This window comes from Nocardioides panacisoli, from assembly GCF_039537325.1.
GTDB lineage: Bacteria > Actinomycetota > Actinomycetes > Propionibacteriales > Nocardioidaceae > Nocardioides > Nocardioides panacisoli.
The window spans coordinates 85,124-101,942 of record NZ_BAABAH010000013.1; the positions used below are offsets into that span (position 1 = coordinate 85,124).

At 71.8% G+C, this 16,819-nt stretch carries 17 protein-coding genes; 7 read left to right on the forward strand and 10 right to left on the reverse strand.

What is annotated here, in order from left to right; genetic code table 11:
• Positions 1-154: 154 nt before the first annotated feature.
• Positions 155-1,258: an ABC transporter ATP-binding protein gene (locus ABD709_RS16395; protein ID WP_344777354.1), complete on the forward strand. Its 1,104-nt coding sequence runs from the start codon at positions 155-157 to the stop codon at positions 1,256-1,258.
• Between the two features lie 54 nt (positions 1,259-1,312).
• Here ABD709_RS16395 and ABD709_RS16400 read toward each other — a convergent pair whose 3' ends face one another.
• From ABD709_RS16400 to typA, 4 genes are all read right to left on the reverse strand, one after another.
• A complete protein-coding gene (locus ABD709_RS16400; RefSeq protein ID WP_344777356.1) occupies positions 1,313-2,341 on the reverse strand; it encodes a TIGR03617 family F420-dependent LLM class oxidoreductase in 1,029 nt (342 codons plus the stop codon).
• A 115-nt stretch (positions 2,342-2,456) separates the two neighbouring features.
• Positions 2,457-3,326 carry a crotonase/enoyl-CoA hydratase family protein gene (locus tag ABD709_RS16405; RefSeq protein WP_344777358.1) on the reverse strand — a complete coding sequence of 290 codons (870 nt, stop codon included), beginning with the start codon at positions 3,324-3,326 and terminating at the stop codon, positions 2,457-2,459.
• A gap of 13 nt (positions 3,327-3,339) precedes the next feature.
• Positions 3,340-3,951, reverse strand: coding sequence for a nucleoside/nucleotide kinase family protein (locus ABD709_RS16410; RefSeq protein ID WP_344777360.1), 612 nt, complete (start codon positions 3,949-3,951; stop codon positions 3,340-3,342).
• Positions 3,952-3,964: 13 nt separating this feature from the next.
• Positions 3,965-5,881: a translational GTPase TypA gene (gene typA, locus ABD709_RS16415; RefSeq protein ID WP_344777362.1), complete on the reverse strand. Its 1,917-nt coding sequence runs from the start codon at positions 5,879-5,881 to the stop codon at positions 3,965-3,967.
• Between the two features lie 92 nt (positions 5,882-5,973).
• On the opposite strand from typA, the gene ABD709_RS16420 reads away from it, so the two are divergent.
• Positions 5,974-6,438 carry a PPOX class F420-dependent oxidoreductase gene (locus ABD709_RS16420; protein WP_344777364.1) on the forward strand — a complete coding sequence of 155 codons (465 nt, stop codon included), beginning with the start codon at positions 5,974-5,976 and terminating at the stop codon, positions 6,436-6,438.
• Positions 6,439-6,456: 18 nt separating this feature from the next.
• Positions 6,457-7,146, forward strand: a complete 690-nt coding sequence (locus ABD709_RS16425; RefSeq protein ID WP_344777366.1) for an aspartate/glutamate racemase family protein — start codon at positions 6,457-6,459, stop codon at positions 7,144-7,146.
• A gap of 31 nt (positions 7,147-7,177) precedes the next feature.
• Here the strand turns inward: ABD709_RS16425 and ABD709_RS16430 are convergent, their stop codons facing one another.
• Positions 7,178-7,924, reverse strand: a complete 747-nt coding sequence (locus tag ABD709_RS16430) for an SDR family NAD(P)-dependent oxidoreductase (protein ID WP_344777368.1) — start codon at positions 7,922-7,924, stop codon at positions 7,178-7,180.
• Positions 7,925-8,011: 87 nt separating this feature from the next.
• On the opposite strand from ABD709_RS16430, the gene mshA reads away from it, so the two are divergent.
• The 4 genes from mshA (at position 8,012) to ABD709_RS16450 (ending at position 12,198) form a co-directional block, all read left to right on the forward strand.
• On the forward strand, positions 8,012-9,280 hold the full coding sequence (gene mshA, locus ABD709_RS16435) for a D-inositol-3-phosphate glycosyltransferase (protein WP_425575156.1): 1,269 nt from the start codon (positions 8,012-8,014) through the stop codon (positions 9,278-9,280).
• Positions 9,281-9,350: 70 nt separating this feature from the next.
• Positions 9,351-9,884, forward strand: coding sequence for a type III secretion system chaperone family protein (locus ABD709_RS16440; protein WP_344777370.1), 534 nt, complete (start codon positions 9,351-9,353; stop codon positions 9,882-9,884).
• 74 nt (positions 9,885-9,958) lie between these two features.
• The gene (locus ABD709_RS16445; RefSeq protein WP_344777372.1) at positions 9,959-11,548 is read left to right on the forward strand and encodes an MFS transporter; all 1,590 of its coding nucleotides are present in this window, start codon (positions 9,959-9,961) and stop codon (positions 11,546-11,548) included.
• A gap of 14 nt (positions 11,549-11,562) precedes the next feature.
• Positions 11,563-12,198, forward strand: a complete 636-nt coding sequence (locus tag ABD709_RS16450; protein ID WP_344777374.1) for a TetR/AcrR family transcriptional regulator — start codon at positions 11,563-11,565, stop codon at positions 12,196-12,198.
• Between the two features lie 8 nt (positions 12,199-12,206).
• Here ABD709_RS16450 and ABD709_RS16455 read toward each other — a convergent pair whose 3' ends face one another.
• The 5 genes from ABD709_RS16455 to ABD709_RS16475 all read right to left on the reverse strand — a co-directional run bounded on the left by ABD709_RS16455 (position 12,207) and on the right by ABD709_RS16475 (position 16,742).
• Positions 12,207-13,358, reverse strand: coding sequence for an RNA polymerase sigma factor (locus ABD709_RS16455; RefSeq protein WP_344777376.1), 1,152 nt, complete (start codon positions 13,356-13,358; stop codon positions 12,207-12,209).
• A 10-nt stretch (positions 13,359-13,368) separates the two neighbouring features.
• Positions 13,369-13,782 carry a YciI family protein gene (locus tag ABD709_RS16460; protein WP_344777378.1) on the reverse strand — a complete coding sequence of 138 codons (414 nt, stop codon included), beginning with the start codon at positions 13,780-13,782 and terminating at the stop codon, positions 13,369-13,371.
• Positions 13,783-13,821: 39 nt separating this feature from the next.
• A complete protein-coding gene (locus ABD709_RS16465; protein WP_344777380.1) occupies positions 13,822-14,751 on the reverse strand; it encodes a DMT family transporter in 930 nt (309 codons plus the stop codon).
• Positions 14,752-14,838: 87 nt separating this feature from the next.
• Positions 14,839-15,516 (reverse strand): response regulator, encoded by a 678-nt coding sequence (locus ABD709_RS16470; protein ID WP_344777382.1) that lies wholly within the window; start codon positions 15,514-15,516, stop codon positions 14,839-14,841.
• Entirely contained in the window at positions 15,513-16,742 is a 1,230-nt protein-coding gene (locus ABD709_RS16475; protein WP_344777384.1) for a sensor histidine kinase, read from the reverse strand. Before ABD709_RS16475 ends, ABD709_RS16470 begins: the two co-directional genes overlap by 4 nt.
• Positions 16,743-16,819: the final 77 nt, after the last annotated feature.

A 16,819-nucleotide genomic window follows, 5' to 3' on the forward strand; every position in this document is an offset into this window, starting at 1 on the left:
AATCGGTGTCAAGGCCCGCCTGAGAATCCGGGCAGCCCTCGAGACTGTGTATGAAAGCGCTTCCACTAGACGCCGGCGTGCGGTCGTCGTACTGTGTGCCGACGACATGACCGAGGCCACCCCTGCCAGCGGGCGGCCGGCCGGAAGGAAACCCATGGCGACGGTGCGGTTCGAGCACGCCGAGCACGTCTACCCGGGCGCGAAGAGCGCCGCGGTGAGCGACTTCGACCTGTCCATCGAGGACGGCGAGTTCGTGGTCCTGGTCGGCCCCTCGGGGTGCGGGAAGTCGACCTCGCTGCGGATGCTGGCCGGGCTCGAGGAGTGCACCGCGGGCGCGATCTGGATCGGTGACCAGGACGTCACCAACGTGGCGCCCAAGGACCGCGACATCGCGATGGTCTTCCAGAATTACGCGCTCTACCCGCACCTCAGCGTCGCCGACAACATGGCGTTCGCGCTCAAGATCGCCGGCGTCGGCAAGGCCGACCGGCGCGAGCGCGTGGTCGAGGCCGCGAAGCTGCTCGACCTCACCGACGTGCTCGACCGCAAGCCGAAGGCGCTGTCCGGCGGCCAGCGTCAGCGGGTCGCCATGGGCCGCGCGATCGTGCGGCAGCCGCAGGTGTTCCTGATGGACGAGCCGCTCTCCAACCTCGACGCGAAGCTGCGGGTCTCCACCCGCACCCAGATCGCGGCGCTGCAGCAGCGGCTCGGGATCACCACGGTCTACGTCACCCACGACCAGGTCGAGGCGATGACGATGGGCCACCGGGTCGCGGTGATGAAGGACGGCCTGCTCCAGCAGGTCGACACCCCGCTGGCGCTCTACGACCGGCCCGTCAACCTCTTCGTCGCCGGCTTCATCGGCTCGCCCGCGATGAACCTGCTCAGCGCCAAGACCGCCGGCGACGGCATCGCCGTCGTCGACGGCTTCGAGCTGCCGATCGACCGTACGGCGGCCGCCGCCTCCTCCGGCGCGGTCACCCTCGGCATCCGCCCCGAGGCGTGGCGCGTCGCCGGCCCCGACGAGCCCGGCTACCCGGTCCAGGTCGTCGTCGTCGAGGAGCTCGGCGCCGACGCCTACGTCTACGCCACCCCCGCCGGCGCCTCGGAGCGACCCGTGGGCGGCGTGCTCCCGCAGATCGTCGCCCGCGTCACCGGCCGCCAGACCCTCACCCGCGGCCAGGAGGTCCGCCTCACCGCCGACCCCGCCGCCGTCCACGTCTTCGACACCGAGTCGGGGGCGCGGCTCGCGGGTTGACGTCGAACCCTCAGTTCGAGCCTGTCGAACCCTCAGTTCGAGCCCGTCGAACCCTCAGTTCGAGCCCGTTGAACCGTCGGTTCGGAGCGCTGACGCCAACGCGGCCACGTGCTCAGCCGCTGGCTCGGAGCCGGGGAAGTAGCAGCACACCCGGGGCGCGACGTCGCCGAACCGGCGCAGCACCTCGGCAGCGCACTCCTCGGGGGTACCCACGACAGCCAGCGTCGAGAGCATGTCGTCGGTGACCAGCTCGATCATCGCGGCGACGTCGCCGACCTTGGACAGCCGGTTGAGCTCGGGTTGCACGTCCTCCCAGCCCTCGACCTCGAGGACCGGGCGGTAAGCCGGGGTCGAGCCGTAGAACGCCAGCAGGGCTCGTACGCCGACCGCGGCCTGAGCGAGCTCGGCGTCGGTCCGCCCCATGGCCACGATGGCCTGCGGATAGAGGGGGAAGTCGGACGCATCGCGCCCCGCCCGCGCCAGCCCTTCGGCGACCGCGGGCAGGGTTCGCTCCCGGAAGTGGCGGTGGCTGTGGAACGGCATGACCAGCAGGCCGTCGGCGACCTCCGCGGCCGTGCGGGTCATGACCGGCCCGAGCGCGCCGAGCAGCACCGGCGGGGGACCGTAGGGGTTCGGCCCCGGCACGAACGTCGGCGGCATCAGCGTGTGCGTGGTGTGCTCGCCGCGGAACTCGAGCCGGGTCCCGTCCTGCCAGGCCGAGAGGATCGCCTTGACCGCGAGCACGATCTCCCGCATCCGGGCCGCGGGCGGCGACCACGTGGCGCCGTACCTCTTCTCGATGTGCGGCCGGATCTGGGAGCCGAGACCGAGCCGGAACCGTCCACCGCTCATCAGCTGCAGGTCCCACGCCGCGTGGGCGAGGTGCATCGGGCTGCGGGGCATCGCGATCGCGACGTTGGTCATCAGGTCGGCATCGACCCTCCCGGCGACGGCCGCGAGGGGGAGGAACACGTCGTGGGGGCCCTCGAAGGTGAACAGCCCGGCGGCTCCCGCAGCGCTCAGCTCCTGCGCGCGGGTGAACGCCTGGTCCGGACGGCCGTCGAGCTGGAGGTCGAGGAGCACGGGGCCGAACCTAGCCTTCGGCGGGCTCGAAGTGAGGGTTCGGCGGGCTCGAAGTGAGGGTTCGGCGGGCTCGAAGTGAGGGTTCGGCGGGCTCGAAGTGAGGGTTCGACGAGGATCAGGGGAAGATGCGCGGGACCTCCGAGGCGCGGCCGCGGAACTCGGGGGTGCGCTTCTCGAGGAAGGCGGCGACGCCCTCCTTGCCGTCGGCGATCGAGGCGTAGTACATCGCGAGCGAGTCCGACAGGTGCGCCTCGAGCGGCTCGGCGGCGGCGCTGTTGCGGTAGAGGAGCTGCTTGGCGAGGCCGAGGGCGACCGTCGACCGGTCCTTGACGAACGACCGGGCGAGCTCGAGGGCGGCGGGGACGAGGTCGTCCGGCTCGTGCAGGGAGCGGACCAGCCGGCCGGCATGGGCCTGCTCCGCGGTCAGGATGTCGGCGGAGTAGACCCACTCGAGCGCCTGCTGGATGCCCACGATCCGCGGCAGGAACCAGCTGGAGCACGCCTCCGGCACGATGCCGAGCCGCCCGAACACGAACCCGATCCGCGCCTTCGTGGACGCGAGCCGCAGGTCCATCGCCAGCGTCATCGTCGCCCCGATGCCGACGGCCGGGCCGTTGATAGCGGCGATCACCGGCTTCGGCAGGGCGTGGATCGCGAGGGTCACCTTGCCGCCGGTGTCGCGGACGCCCTCGTTGTACGGCGCCTGGTCGAACGCGGCCCGGAACTCCTCCGGCGTCGGCCGCAGCGACTCGTCCAGCCCGAAGACGTTGCCGTCCGCCGAGAGGTCCATGCCGGCGCAGAAGGCGCGACCCGACCCGGTCACCACGACCGCGCGGACGTCGTCGTCGCGGGCGTCGGCGAGGAAGACCTGCTCCAGCTCGCGCGCCATGGTCAGGTCGAACGCGTTCAGCGCGTCCGGCCGGCTCAGGGTCAGCGTCGCGACGCCGTCGGCGTCGACCGTCCAGTCGATGGTCTCGTAGGCCATGACCGCGAGTCTGTCAGTCGGCCGTCACGACCAGGTCGGCGCGTTCGCGCGTCGGTACGACGAGCCGTGCGTTCGACTCGTCGGAGCGTCGCACCCACTCCTCGGCGTCAGCCGGTGTGCGGCCGTGCTGCACGTGCCGCGCGATCAGGCGCGGTACGCGGACCGCGTCGGACAGGTCGACGTACCAGCACTCGTCGAGGAGCCCGCGCACGTCGCGCCAGCCCGGCTGGTCCAGCAGCAGGTAGTTGCCCTCGGTGACGACGAGCCGGTGCTGCGGCAGCACGGCGATCGCGCCGGCCAGCGCCAGCTCGCGGTCACGGTCGAACACCGGCGCATGGACGGTGTCCTCCTCACGCAGCCGCCGCAGCAGCGCGACGTACCCGCCGACGTCGAAGGTGTCCGGGGCGCCCTTGCGGTCCGACCGGCCGAGCCGCGCGAGCTCTTCGTCGTGGAGGTGGAAGCCGTCGAGCGGTACGACGACCGCCGCCTCACCGAGCGCCCCGACCAGCCGTGCGGCGAGGGTCGACTTGCCGGCGCCGGGCGGTCCGCACAGTCCGAGCACCGCACGGCGGCCGGGGCGGACCAGGGCGTGCGCCCGCCCGACCAGGTCGTCGAGCACGCTCACGCCGGCCGGTCTCCTACCGGTTCGCCTTGCGGGCCCGGGCGGCGGTCTTGGCCCGCTCGTTCTGGTCGAGGACCACCTTGCGGATCCGCACCGTCTCCGGGGTGATCTCGACGCACTCGTCCTCGCGGCAGAACTCCAGGCACTGCTCGAGGGAGAGCTTCTTCGGCGGGATGAGCTTCTCGAAGTTGTCGGAGGTGGCGGACCGGATGTTGGTCTGCTGCTTCTCCTTGGTGATGTTGACGTCCATGTCGTCGGCGCGGGAGTTCTCGCCGACGATCATGCCCTCGTAGACCTCGGTGCCCGGGTCGACGAACATCACGCCGCGCTCCTGCAGCGAGGTCATGGCGTAGGACGAGGAAACGCCCGCGCGGTCCGCGACGAGCGAGCCGGACTGACGGGAGCGGATCTCGCCTGCCCACGGGAAGTAGCCGTCGAAGATCGAGTGCGCGATGCCCGTGCCGCGGGTCTCGGTGAGGAAGTCGGTGCGGAACCCGATCAGGCCGCGCGCCGGGACGACGAACTCCATGCGCACCCAGCCGGTGCCGTGGTTGGTCATCCCCTCCATCCGGCCCTTGCGGCTGGCGAGCAGCTCGGTGATGGTGCCGAGGAACTCCTCCGGAGCGTCGATGGTGAGCCGCTCGAACGGCTCGTGCAGCTTGCCGTCGATCTCGCGGGTGACGACCTGTGGCTTGCCGACCGTCAGCTCGTAGCCCTCGCGGCGCATCTGCTCGACCAGGATCGCGAGCGCCAGCTCGCCGCGGCCCTGCACCTCCCACGCGTCGGGGCGGTCGGTCGGCAGCACGCGCAGCGACACGTTGCCGACCAGCTCGGCGTCGAGGCGGTCCTTGACCAGCCGCGCGGTGACCTTGTGGCCCTTGCCGCCCTTGCCGACCAGCGGGGAGGTGTTGGTGCCGATCGTCATCGAGATCGCCGGCTCGTCGACGTGGATCAGCGGCAGCGCGATCGGGTTCTCGGGGTCGGCGAGCGTCTCGCCGATGGTGATCTCCGGGATGCCGGCGACCGCGACGATGTCGCCCGGTCCGGCCTTCTCGCCGGGCTTGCGCTCGAGGCCCTCGGTGACGAGGAGCTCGGTGACGCGGACGTTCTTGATGTCGCCGTCGCGGCGGATCCAGGCCACGGTCTGGCCCTTCTTGAGCTCGCCCTGCTTGATCCGCAGCAGCGCGAGCCGGCCGAGGAACGGCGAGGCGTCGAGGTTCGTGACGTGGGCCTGCAGCGGCGCGCCCTCGTCGTACGACGGCGCCGGGATGGTCTCCAGGATCGTGCGGAACAGCGGCTCGAGGTCCTTGCCCTCGGGCAGCGTGCCGTTCTCCGGCTTCTCGAGCGAGGCGATGCCGGCCTTGCCGGAGGCGAACACGACCGGGAAGTCGAGCGCGTCCTGGCTGTGGTTCTCGTCGAGCAGGTCCATGAACAGCTCGTAGGTCTCGTCGACGACCTCGTCGATGCGCGCGTCGCTCCGGTCGGTCTTGTTGACGACGAGGATCACCGGCATGTCGGCGTTCAGCGCCTTGCGCAGCACGAAGCGGGTCTGGGGGAGCGGGCCCTCAGAGGCGTCGACGAGCAGCACGATGCCGTCGACCATCGACAGGCCCCGCTCGACCTCGCCGCCGAAGTCGGCGTGCCCGGGGGTGTCGATGATGTTGATGACCATCCCGCCGGCGGCGTCCGCACCGAGCAGCTCGTGCGCGGACGGGCCGCGGTAGTGCACCGCGGTGTTCTTCGCGAGGATCGTGATGCCCTTCTCGCGCTCGAGGTCACCGCTGTCCATCACCCGGTCGGCCACGCTCTCGGCCTGGTGCTCGGTGAAGGCGCCGGCCTGGCGGAGCATCGCGTCGACGAGGGTCGTCTTGCCGTGGTCGACGTGGGCCACGATGGCCACGTTGCGGAGATCGTTGCGGAGGGTCCTGGACACGAGGGAACAGCCTATCCGCGGGTCCCGCCGACCCTCGCATCCGCGAACCGGCCGCCCGGGGTCCTTCCGGGCCGTTGTCTAGTGTCGACGGCATGGTCACCATCGCCAAGGCGGAGCGGGTCGACCGCGACGCGCTCCTCGACTTCGTCCGCCCCCGCCACCGGCTGACCCTGGTCACCCACCGCCGCGACGGGCGGCTGCAGGTGTCGCCCGTGACCGGAGGCCTGGACGAGCGGGGCAGGGTCGTGGTGTCGACGTACCCCGACCGCGCCAAGGCGGCCAACCTGCGCCGCGACCCGGCAGCGACCGTGCTGGTGCACGGGGAGGACTGGAACGACCCCTACGTCCAGCTCGACGGCACCGCCGAGGTGCTCGACATGCCGGAGGCGGAGGACGCGCTGGTCGACTACTACCGCTGCATCTCCGGCGAGCACCCGGACTGGGACGACTATCGCGCGGCGATGCGCCGTCAGGGCAAGTCACTGATCCGGATCACCATCGACGACTGGGGACCGATCGCGAGCGGCGGCTTTCCGCCGGACCGGGCCCCGGCCTGACCCGGATAGCATGCGCCCATGCAGACCATCGGACTCGTCGGCGGGATGAGCTGGGAGAGCAGCGCGGCCTACTACGAGCTGCTCAACCGCGGCGTCGAGGAGCGGCTCGGCGGGCTCTCGTCGGCGAAGACGGTGCTGGCCTCGGTCGACTTCGCGGAGGTGACCGCGATGCAGGAGGCCGAGGACTGGGACGCGGTCGCCGACGTCCTCGCCGGCGCGGCGAAGGCGGTCGAGCGGGCGGGCGCGGACTTCCTGATGCTCTGTACGACGACCTTCCACCGCGTCGCCGAGCAGGTCGAGGCGGCGATCGGCATCCCGCTGCTGCACCTGGGCGACGTGGTCGCCGAGGAGGCGAAGGCCAAGGGGATCGAGTCGGTCGCGCTGCTCGGCACCCGGTTCGCGATGTCGCGGACCTTCTTCACCGACCGGATCGCCCGGCACGGGCTCGAGGTGCTCGTCCCCGAGGAGGGCCACCACGACGAGCTGAACCGGATCATCTACGACGAGCTGGTGCACGGGAAGGTCCTCGACGCCTCCCGCCGCCAGGTGGTCGGGCTGATCGACGAGCTCTGGGACGCCGGCGCCGGCGGCGTGATCCTGGGCTGCTCCGAGCTCGAGCTGCTGGTCAAGCAGGCCGACTCCGACCTGCCCGTGCTGCCCTGCACCACGCTCCACGTCGAGGCGGCGCTGGACCGCGCGCTCGGTTGAACCCTCAGTTCGAGGTGCTCGAACTGAGGGTTCAACCCTGGACCCGGTGCACCTTGTGGTGGGCCGCCTGGGCGCGCGGCTTGATGACCAGCTCGTCGATGTTGACGTGGGCGGGACGGGTGGCGACCCAGGCGATGGCGTCGGCGACGTCGTCGGCGGTGAGGGGCTCGGCGACGCCGGCATAGACGGCGTCGGCGCGTTCCTGGTCGCCCTCGAAGCGCACCAGCGCGAACTCGTCGGTCCGGACCATGCCCGGGGCGACCTCGCAGACCCGCACCGGCTGGTCGAACAGCTCCAGCCGCAGCGTCTCGGTGACCACCTGGGTGCCGTGCTTGGCGGCGGTGTAGCCGGCCCCGCCCTCGTAGGCCACCCGCCCCGCCGTCGACCCGACGTTCACGATCACGCCGGCGCCGCTCGCGACGAGCGCCGGCAGCAGGGCGCGGGTGACCTGCATCAGACCGATCACGTTGACGTCGTACATCCGCCGCCACTGCTCGCTGTCCGCCTCGGCGACCGGTGAGAGCCCGAAGGCGCCGCCCGCGTTGTTCACGAGTACGTCGAGCCGCGGGCCCACCGCCTCCGCGAGTGCGCGGACGGACTCCTCCGAGGTCACGTCGCACACCACGGCACGCCCGCCGATCTCCGCGGCCAGCGCCTCGATCCGGTCCGCGCGGCGGGCCGCGCAGACGACCTCGAACCCCTCGGCCGCGAGCCGGCGGGCGGTCGCCGCTCCGATCCCGCTGGACGCACCGGTGACGACGGCGAGAGGGGTACTCATGGACCCATTGTCCCGGGTACGGGAATGCGATCACGCACCGCGTGGTTGCACGCTGCGGAGAGTCAGGGCCGGACCACAGGAGGCGCGGTGCAGCGGATCGGGCGGGTCGCGATGATCAGCCTGCACACCTCACCCCTCGACCAGCCCGGCACGGGCGACGCGGGCGGCATGAACGTCTACGTCGTCGAGCTGGCCCGCCGGCTGGCCCGCCAGGGCATCGAGGTCGACGTGTTCACCCGGGCCACGAGCTCCAGCGTCGACCCGGTCGTCCAGCTGGCCGACGGCGTCACCGTGCGGCACATCCACGCGGGGCCGTTCGAGGGGCTGACCAAGAACGAGCTGCCCGGGCAGATGTGCGTGTTCGCGCGCGAGGTGCTGCGCACCGAGGCGATGTTCCCGGTCGGCCACTACGACGTCATCCACTCCCACTACTGGCTCTCCGGCCAGGTGGGCGCACTGGCGGCCGACCGCTGGGGCGTGCCGCTCGTGCACTCCATGCACACGATGGCGAAGGTCAAGAACGCCGCGCTCGCCGACGGCGACGCCCCCGAGCCCGCCCAGCGGGTGATCGGCGAGGAGCAGGTCGTCGAGGCCGCGGACCTGCTGGTGGCGAACACCGGCATCGAGGCCGGTCAGCTCCTCGACCTCTACGACGCCGACCCCGCCCGCGTCGAGGTCGTCCACCCCGGCGTGGACACCGAGCTCTTCCGGCCGCTCGGCCCGGCCGCGCGCGCCGCCGCCCGCGCCGCTCGCGGGATCCCGCAGGACGCGATCGTCCCGCTGTTCGCCGGCCGGATCCAGCCCCTGAAGGCTCCCGACGTGCTGCTCCGCGCGATCGCCGTGCTCCTCGACCGCGAGCCCGCGCTCCGTGAGCGTCTCGTCGTCCCGGTGGTCGGCGGGCCGTCCGGCTCCGGGCTGGAGCACCCCACCGCGCTCGCCGACCTGGCCGCCGGTCTCGGCATCGCCGACGTGGTCCGGTTCGTGCCGCCCGTGGCGCAGGACGAGCTCGCGGAGTGGTACGCCGCCGCCACCCTGGTCGCCGTACCGTCCTACAACGAGTCGTTCGGCCTGGTCGCGATCGAGGCGCAGGCCGCCGGCACGCCCGTGGTCGCCGCCGACGTCGGCGGTCTCGGCACCGCCGTCCGCGACGGCCGGAGCGGCCTGCTCGTCGCCGACCACGACCCGTCGACCTGGGCGACCGCGATCGGCCGGATCGCCGCCGACCCCGCCTTCCGCGACCGGCTCGCCGCCGGCGCCCGCCGCCACGCCGTCCGGTTCTCCTGGGACGCCACTGCGGCGCAGTCGCTGGCCGTCTACCAGCGCGCTCAGGAGCTCATGCGATCCTCGGCCGCATGACGTTCACCCCACGACGTTCTTCGTCTCCCCCGCTTCGCTCCGCCGACGAACAACGCCGCGGGGACCCCGAATGACGGACTTCGACACGAAGCTCGACCGGGCGGCGCTCGCCGCGGTGCGCGACCACCTGACCGAGTCCGGGATCGAGTACGAGGAGCCCGAGCCCGGCATGTTCACCTTCGCGCTCCCGGGGGAGCGGAAGCTGCAGACGCCGGTGCGCGTCGACGTCGGCCCGCACGCGCTGTCGGTGCACGCGTTCGTGTGCCGGCGGCCGGACGAGGAGTTCGAGCGGGTCTACCGGTGGCTGCTCGAGCGCAACATGCGGATGTACGCCGTCGCGTTCGCGCTCGACCCGCACGGCGACATCTACCTCGACGCCCGCCTCCCGCTCAGCGCCGCCAACCCGGAGGAGCTCGACCGGCTGCTCGGGTCGGTGCTGACCTACGCCGACGAGTCGTTCAACAGCATCCTCGAGCTCGGCTTCGAGAGCTCGATCCGCAAGGAGTGGGAGTGGCGCAAGCTCCGGGGCGAGCCGACGAAGAACCTGGAGGCGTTCCGCGGCTGGCTCGAGGGCCCCGAGGAAGCCGCCTCTCCGGCGGAATAATAAAACGCTACCGTCTCGTTTCGTAACGCGTTAGCGTGGGACGCATCCCACGAACCGAGCGAGCGGAGCCACCCATGACCGCACCCGCACCAGAGACCGCACCCGTCGACGGCACCGACAGCGGTCATCCCCGCCGCTGGCTGATCCTGGCGGCCCTGGTCCTCAGCCTGATCGTCGTCGTCCTCGACAACACGGTCCTCAACGTCGCCCTCAAGACCCTCGCCGATCCCGAGGACGGGCTCGGCGCCTCTCAGGGTGAGCTGGCCTGGATGATCAACTCCTACACGCTGGTCTTCGCCGGACTGCTGTTCGCCTTCGGCGTGATCGGCGACCGGATCGGCCGCAAGCGGATCCTGCTGGCCGGGCTGGTCGTGTTCGGCGCCGCGAGCCTGCTCTCGGCGTATGCCCAGGACCCGGCGCAGCTGATCGGCTACCGCGCGCTGATGGGCGCCGGCGCCGCCGCGATGATGCCTGCCACGCTGTCCATCGTCCGCGCGATCTTCTCCGAGGAGGAGTTCCCCAAGGCGCTGGGCATCTGGACCGGAGCGGTCGGGGTCGGCGGCGCGCTCGGCCCGATCGTCGGCGGCAGCCTGCTGGAGAACTTCTGGTGGGGCTCGGTCTTCCTCATCAACGTGCCGATCGTCGCCCTCGGGATCGGGCTGATCGCGTTTCTCGCCCCGGAGTCCCGCGGCCGCCAGGGCCGTCCCGACCTGGTCGGGATGGCGATCTCGGTCGTCGCGCTGGTCTCGCTGACCTACGGGATCATCAAGGCCGGCGACGACGGCTCGTGGGCCGGAGTCGACATCTGGGGCACGATCGCGCTGGGCGTCGTCGGGCTGGCGGCGTTCGTCGGGTGGGAGCTCCGTACGCCGAACGCCTCGCTCGACGTGCGGCTGTTCCGCAACCCGAGGTTCGCCTCCGCATCGGCGATCATCGCGCTGGTCTTCTTCGCGATGCTCGGACTGTTCTTCTTCATGACCTTCTACATCCAGCTCGTCCGGGACCGCACGCCGCTGCAAGCCGGTCTGCTCTTCCTCGCGTTCGGGGTCGGGATGATGCTGTTCGCGCCGCTGTCGAGCGCCGCCGTGGCCCGGTTCGGCGCCCGGAACCTCGGTCTGATGGCGCTGACGCTGATCGGCGGCGTGTTCGTCGCGATCGCCCAGTTCGACACTGACACCCCGCTGTGGATCCTGGTCGTGCTGTTCTTCCTGCAGGCGATGGGGATGGCCAACCTGATGCCGCCCGCGATGAACACCCTGATGTCCTCGGTGCCGCGCGAGCACGCCGGTGTCGCCTCGGCGCTCGGCAACACGCTGCGCCAGGTGGGCGGCGCCTTCGGCGTGGCGGTCCTGGGCACCGTGATGGCGCAGGCCTACCAGTCGCGGATCGGCGAGACGGTCCCCGGTCTCCCCGAGGAGGCGCGCACCTCGCTCGCGGCCACCTACGGTGCCCTCGAGGGCGGCGGGTTCGACCCCGCGTTCGCGCACCAAGTGGTCGCCGGCGCCAACGAGGCGTTCATCGACGCGATGCACGTGACGGCCTATCTCGCGGCCGGCGTCGCGGCCGTCGGCATGCTCGTCGTCGCCCGCTTCTTCCCGGGTCGCCAGTCCGCACGCCAGGCATCCCGCGAGGAGGCGGTCGCCGTGCCTGTCGGCGAGGGGTGAGCCACAATGACGAGGTGACCACCAGCGCCGACGACCCCGACGGCCCGGCCCCGCGCCGAGCCGCGGGACGGCCGCGGAGCGAGGCGACCAGCCAGGCGATCCTGGACGCAGTGCTCGACATGATCGCGGAGCAGGGCTCCTTCAACACGCTCAGCATGGAGGCGGTCGCCGCGCGCTCGGGCGCCTCGAAGGCGACGATCTACCGCCGCTGGCCGACCAAGGAGGAGATGGTGGCCGCGGCCGTCGACAGCATCAAGTCGCCTGTCGCGCTGGAGCTGCCGCACATCTCGGCCCGCGACGACCTGCTCCGACTGGGGAGGAGCATCCGCACGTCGCTGTCGGAGAAGGAGCAGCGGATCCTGCGGGTGATCACCTTCGAGGGCGCGAGCAATGCCGAGCTCCGCGCGCACCAGCAGCGCTACATGGCGCGCCGGCGCGAGGCCGGCCGCGAGGTGTTCCGCTACTGGGTGGAGAAGGGCGAGCTCCGCGAGGACATCGACATCGGCATCGCGGCGGCGATGTTCACCAACACGATCCTGATGATCATGGTCTACGACCACTTCCCCGACCTGAAGTCGCCGGACGTGGTCGAGCGGGTGATCGACCACCTGCTGCCGGGCATCGAGGCGCGCGCGTCGGGCTCAGAGTGACCCCACGGTCACGCTGAGCCCGACGAGGCGCTCGCGTTGAGACGCGCGGCCTGCCGGGTCAGGTGGTCCCGCTCGGCGGCGTTGGTCGCCTTCGCGGCCGCGACGGCGTACAGCCGGGCGGCCTCTGCGCACTCTCCCGCCTTCTCGTGGAGGTACGCCGCCACCGCGTCCCACCGCGGCAGGTCCGGGTCGACCCCGTCGAGCGCGCGCAGCCCGGCGAGCGGCCCGTCCGCCTCGCCGACCGCGACCGCCCGGTTGAGCGCGACGACCGGGCTGTCGGAGAGGGCGAGCAGCTCGTCGTACCACTCCAGCACCTGGGTCCAGTCCGTCTCCTCGGCGGTCGCCGCGTCGTCGTGCAGGGCGGCGATCGCGGCCTGCGCCTGGTACTCCCCGAGCCGGTCCCGCGCCAGCGCACCCTGCAGCACCTCGACGCCCTCGGTGACCATGGCGGTGTCCCACAGCGACCGGTCCTGCTGGGCGAGCGGCACGACCTCCCCCGAGGACGTACGCCGAGCGGCGCGCCGGGCGTGGTGCAGCAGCATCAGTGCGAGCAGCCCGGCGACCTCGGGGTCGTCGGTGGCGGCGGCCAGCTGCCGTGTCAGCCGGATCGCCTCCTCGGCGAGGTCGACCTCGCCGGTGAAGCCCTCGTTGAACACGAGGTAGAGGACCCGCAGCACCGCCTGGACATCGCCGGGGGTGTCGAACGAGCCGCCGGCCACGGTCCGCTTGGCCCGGCTGATCCGCTGCGCCATCGTCGCCTCCGGCACCAGGAACGCCTGCGCGATCTGGGCGGTCGTCAGCCCGCCGACCGCGCGGAGCGTCAGTGCGACCGCGGACGCCGGCGTGAGGTCGGGGTGGCAGCAGCGGCTGAGCAGCAGCAGGGTGTCGTCGCTGTGCTCGGTGGGGCCGGGCGGGGGCTCGAGCTGCACCTTGAGCTCGCGCCGGCGACGCGCGGACTCCGCCCGCTGCGCGTCGATCAGCTTCCGCGTCGCGACCTTGACCAGCCAGGCCCGCGGCTCGTCGGGCATCTGGTCCGGCCAGTGCCGCACCGCCTCGACCAGCGCCTCCTGCACGGCGTCCTCGGCCGCCGCGAAGTCGGCGCCGCGGCGGACGAGGATGCCGAGGACCTGGGGCGTCAGGTCCTTGAGGAGCTCGTTCACCGAGCGGTTCTCACTCGGTGATGGTCGGCGGCTCGGACATGAACGGCCGGACCTCGATCCACTCCCGGATCGGCCTGCCGCCCGGCCCGGGCGCCGACGAGGCGAAGGCCGCGGCCTCGTGCGCCCGCTCCTCGGACTCCACGTCGATGACCCACCAGCCGGCGATCAGGTCCTTGGTCTCGGCGAACGGACCGTCGGTGACCGGCGGCTTGCCCTCCCCGTCGTAGCGGACGAAGGTGCCCTCCGGCGAGAGCGCCTGGGCGTCGACAAACTCCCCGCGCCGCTTGAAGTCCTCGGTCAGCTCGAGCATGAAGTCGATGTGCGCCTTGACCTCCTCCGGCGTCCACTGGTCCATCGGCGCGACGTCCTCGGCGGCGATGTCGTGGTCGCCGCGGTAGTGCTTGAGCAGCAGGTACTTGGCCATCGGGTTCTCCTTGGGTTCGAGGCGGCCTTCGCGCCGCCTTCACACCGTGGACGGAGCCGCCGCGGGTTCCTCGACATCGATCTTGGTGGAGATCTTCCGCCGCCGCGCCACCCACACGCCGAACAGCGCGAGCGCGCCGCCGACGTACGCGATCGTCGGCGGGGTCTCGTCGAGGAAGACCAGCCCCATGACGATCGTCAGGGGAGGGACCAGGTACGTCGTGACGCCCAGCGACGAGGCGCTCATGTGCCGCAGCGCGTAGGCGTAGGTCGTGAACGCGATCGCCGTCGGGAACACCCCGAGGTAGACCAGCCAGAGCGAGGAGGACAGCGGGGCATCGGCCGCCTGCTGCACGAGCGAGCCGGCCCACGGGAGGCAGGCGATCATGCCGACCGTGCACGCCAGCCACGTCACGTGGACCGCCGAGAGCTCCTGCATGAGCGGCTTCTGCAGGATCACGCTGGTCGAGTAGACCGCGGCCGGGACCAGGCACAGGAGCACCCCGACCAGGTCGGCGCCGCCGCCGTCGTCGGCCAGTGCGATCACGGCGACGCCCGCGAACGCCAGGGTGAGGCCGATCCCGAGCTGGAGCGTGAACCGCTCGCCCAGGAACGCCGCGGCGAGCACGGCGATCAGGATCGGCGAGGTCTGCAGGATCAGCGACGCCGTGCCCGCGTCGACCCGGTGCTCGCCGGCGTTGAGCGAGACGTTGTAGACGCCGAACCACAGCACGCCGATCGCCACGATCCGGACCCACTGCTGCTTGGACGGCCGCGGCAGCCCGCGCGGCAGCGCCACCGCGCCGAGCGCCACGGTGCCCACGAGCAGCCGCCCGAGCGAGAGGGCGCCGGGGGAGAAGTCGTGCCCCAGGTGGCGGATCCCCACGAACGCCGAGGCCCAGAGCACCATCGTGGTGCAGACGGCCGCGACGGGGAGCCAGGTGCGGGGGGTGGCGGAGGGTTCGTTCACGTCCCCACGCTAGGCGCCGGCACCGACACCCGTCGCGCGGTTTTCGGACACGTCAGCGCGATCGGGCGCCATCGCGCGGGGTCGGCTCTAGATATCGAGCTTGTAGCCGAGGCCGCGCACGGTGACGAGGTACTTCGGCTCGCTCGGCTCGGGCTCGAGCTTGGCGCGCAGCCGCTTGACGTGCACGTCGAGGGTCTTGGTGTCGCCGACGTAGTCGGAGCCCCAGACCCGGTCGATCAGCTGGCCCCGGGTGAGCACCCGGCCGGGGTTGCGGAGGAACATCTCGAGCAGCTCGAACTCCTTGAGCGGCAGCCGCTGCTCGGTCCCGTCGACGGTCACCACGTGCCGCTCGACGTCCATCCGGACCGGGCCGGCCTCGAGCGTGTCCGGCATCAGGTCGGCATCGAGGCCGCGGCGCAGGACGGCGCGGATCCGCGCGACCAGCTCGCGGGGGGAGTAGGGCTTGGTGACGTAGTCGTCGGCGCCCAGCTCGAGGCCGACCACCTTGTCGACCTCGTCGTCCTTCGCGCTGACCATGATCACGGGCACGTTGGAGGTCTGGCGGATCGTGCGGCAGACCTCGGTGCCGGGGATGCCGGGGAGCATCAGGTCGAGCAGCACGATGTCGGCCCCGTTGCGGTCGAACTCGGTGAGCGCGGCGTTGCCGTCGGCGGCGATCGCCACCTCGAACCCTTCCTTGCGGAGCATGTAGGCGAGGGCGTCGCTGTAGCTCTCTTCGTCCTCGACGACGAGTACCCGGGTCACGGGCGTTCCTCCTGACTGTCTGCGAGCGGCGCCCCGATGGACGCGGGCACTGCCGGGGACGTCGTCCCCTCGTCGACGGGCGCCTGCGCAGCCCCGTCGTCCGTCCTGTGCTGCTGGTGCTGCGGCAGCGAGAGCGTGAACGTCGATCCCTGGCCCTCGACGGACCACACGCGTACGTCGCCGCCGTGCGTGGCCGCGACGTGCTTCACGATCGAGAGCCCGAGGCCGGTTCCGCCGGTGGACCGGTGCCGGGCGGGGTCGACGCGGTAGAACCGCTCGAAGATGCGGTCGATCTCGTCGCTCGGGATGCCGATGCCCTGGTCGACCACGGAGATCTCGACGAACCCCTCGACCGCACGGGCGCGGACGAGGACCTTCGAGCCGGGCTCTGAGTAGGCGACCGCGTTGGCAACCAGGTTGGCGACCGCGGCCGTGACCTGCTCCTCGTTGCCGAGCACGGCGAGGTGCGGCTCGACGTCGGTGAGCACCTGGATCGACTTGGCGCCGGCGTCGATCGCGCTGGTGTCGACGGCGACCGGGATGACGGTGTCGACCTGGATCGGGCCGGGTGACTCGACCGGCTCGTCGCCCTGCAGCCGGGACAGCTCGATGACCTGCTGGACCAGGTGCGCCAACCGGTCGCTCTCGGTCAGCATCCGCGCCGCGAACCGCTGCACGGCCTCGGGGTCGTCGGACGCCTCGTCGACGGCCTCGGCGAGCAGCCGGATCGCACCGACCGGCGTCTTCAGCTCGTGGCTGACGTTGGCGACGAAGTCGCGACGGACCTCCTCGATCCGCCGCTCGCGGGTGCGGTCCTCGACCAGCGCCAGCACCAGCCGCGGCCCGAGCGGGGCCACCCGGGCGGTGACGTTGCGGGACGGTCCGCTCTGGCGCGGCACGATCAGCTCGGTCTCGCGGATCTGCCCGTCGCGGCGCACCTCGTGGACCAGCCGGTTCAGCTCCTCCGACACCAGCGAGGTGCCGCGGACGAACCCCATGGCGAACGCGGGCGCCGACGCCTTCACGACGACGTCGTGGTCGTCGACGACCACCGCGCTGCTGCGCAGCACGGACAGCACCGTCGCCACGCCGGCCGGCAGCCGCGGCTCCTCGGTGGCGGGCTGCTGGTGCTGCTGCCGGTCACTGATGTGCCAGGCCAGGAAGGCGAGGCCGGCCACCGCGGCGCCGAGCAGCGCGGCGAGGAACGCCTGCGTCGTCGGATCCACGGTCTCAGGGTACGGCGACCACTCCGCCCGGCCCTGAATCGTGGAACGCGACGTTCCGACTGTTCACCGCCCGTTCA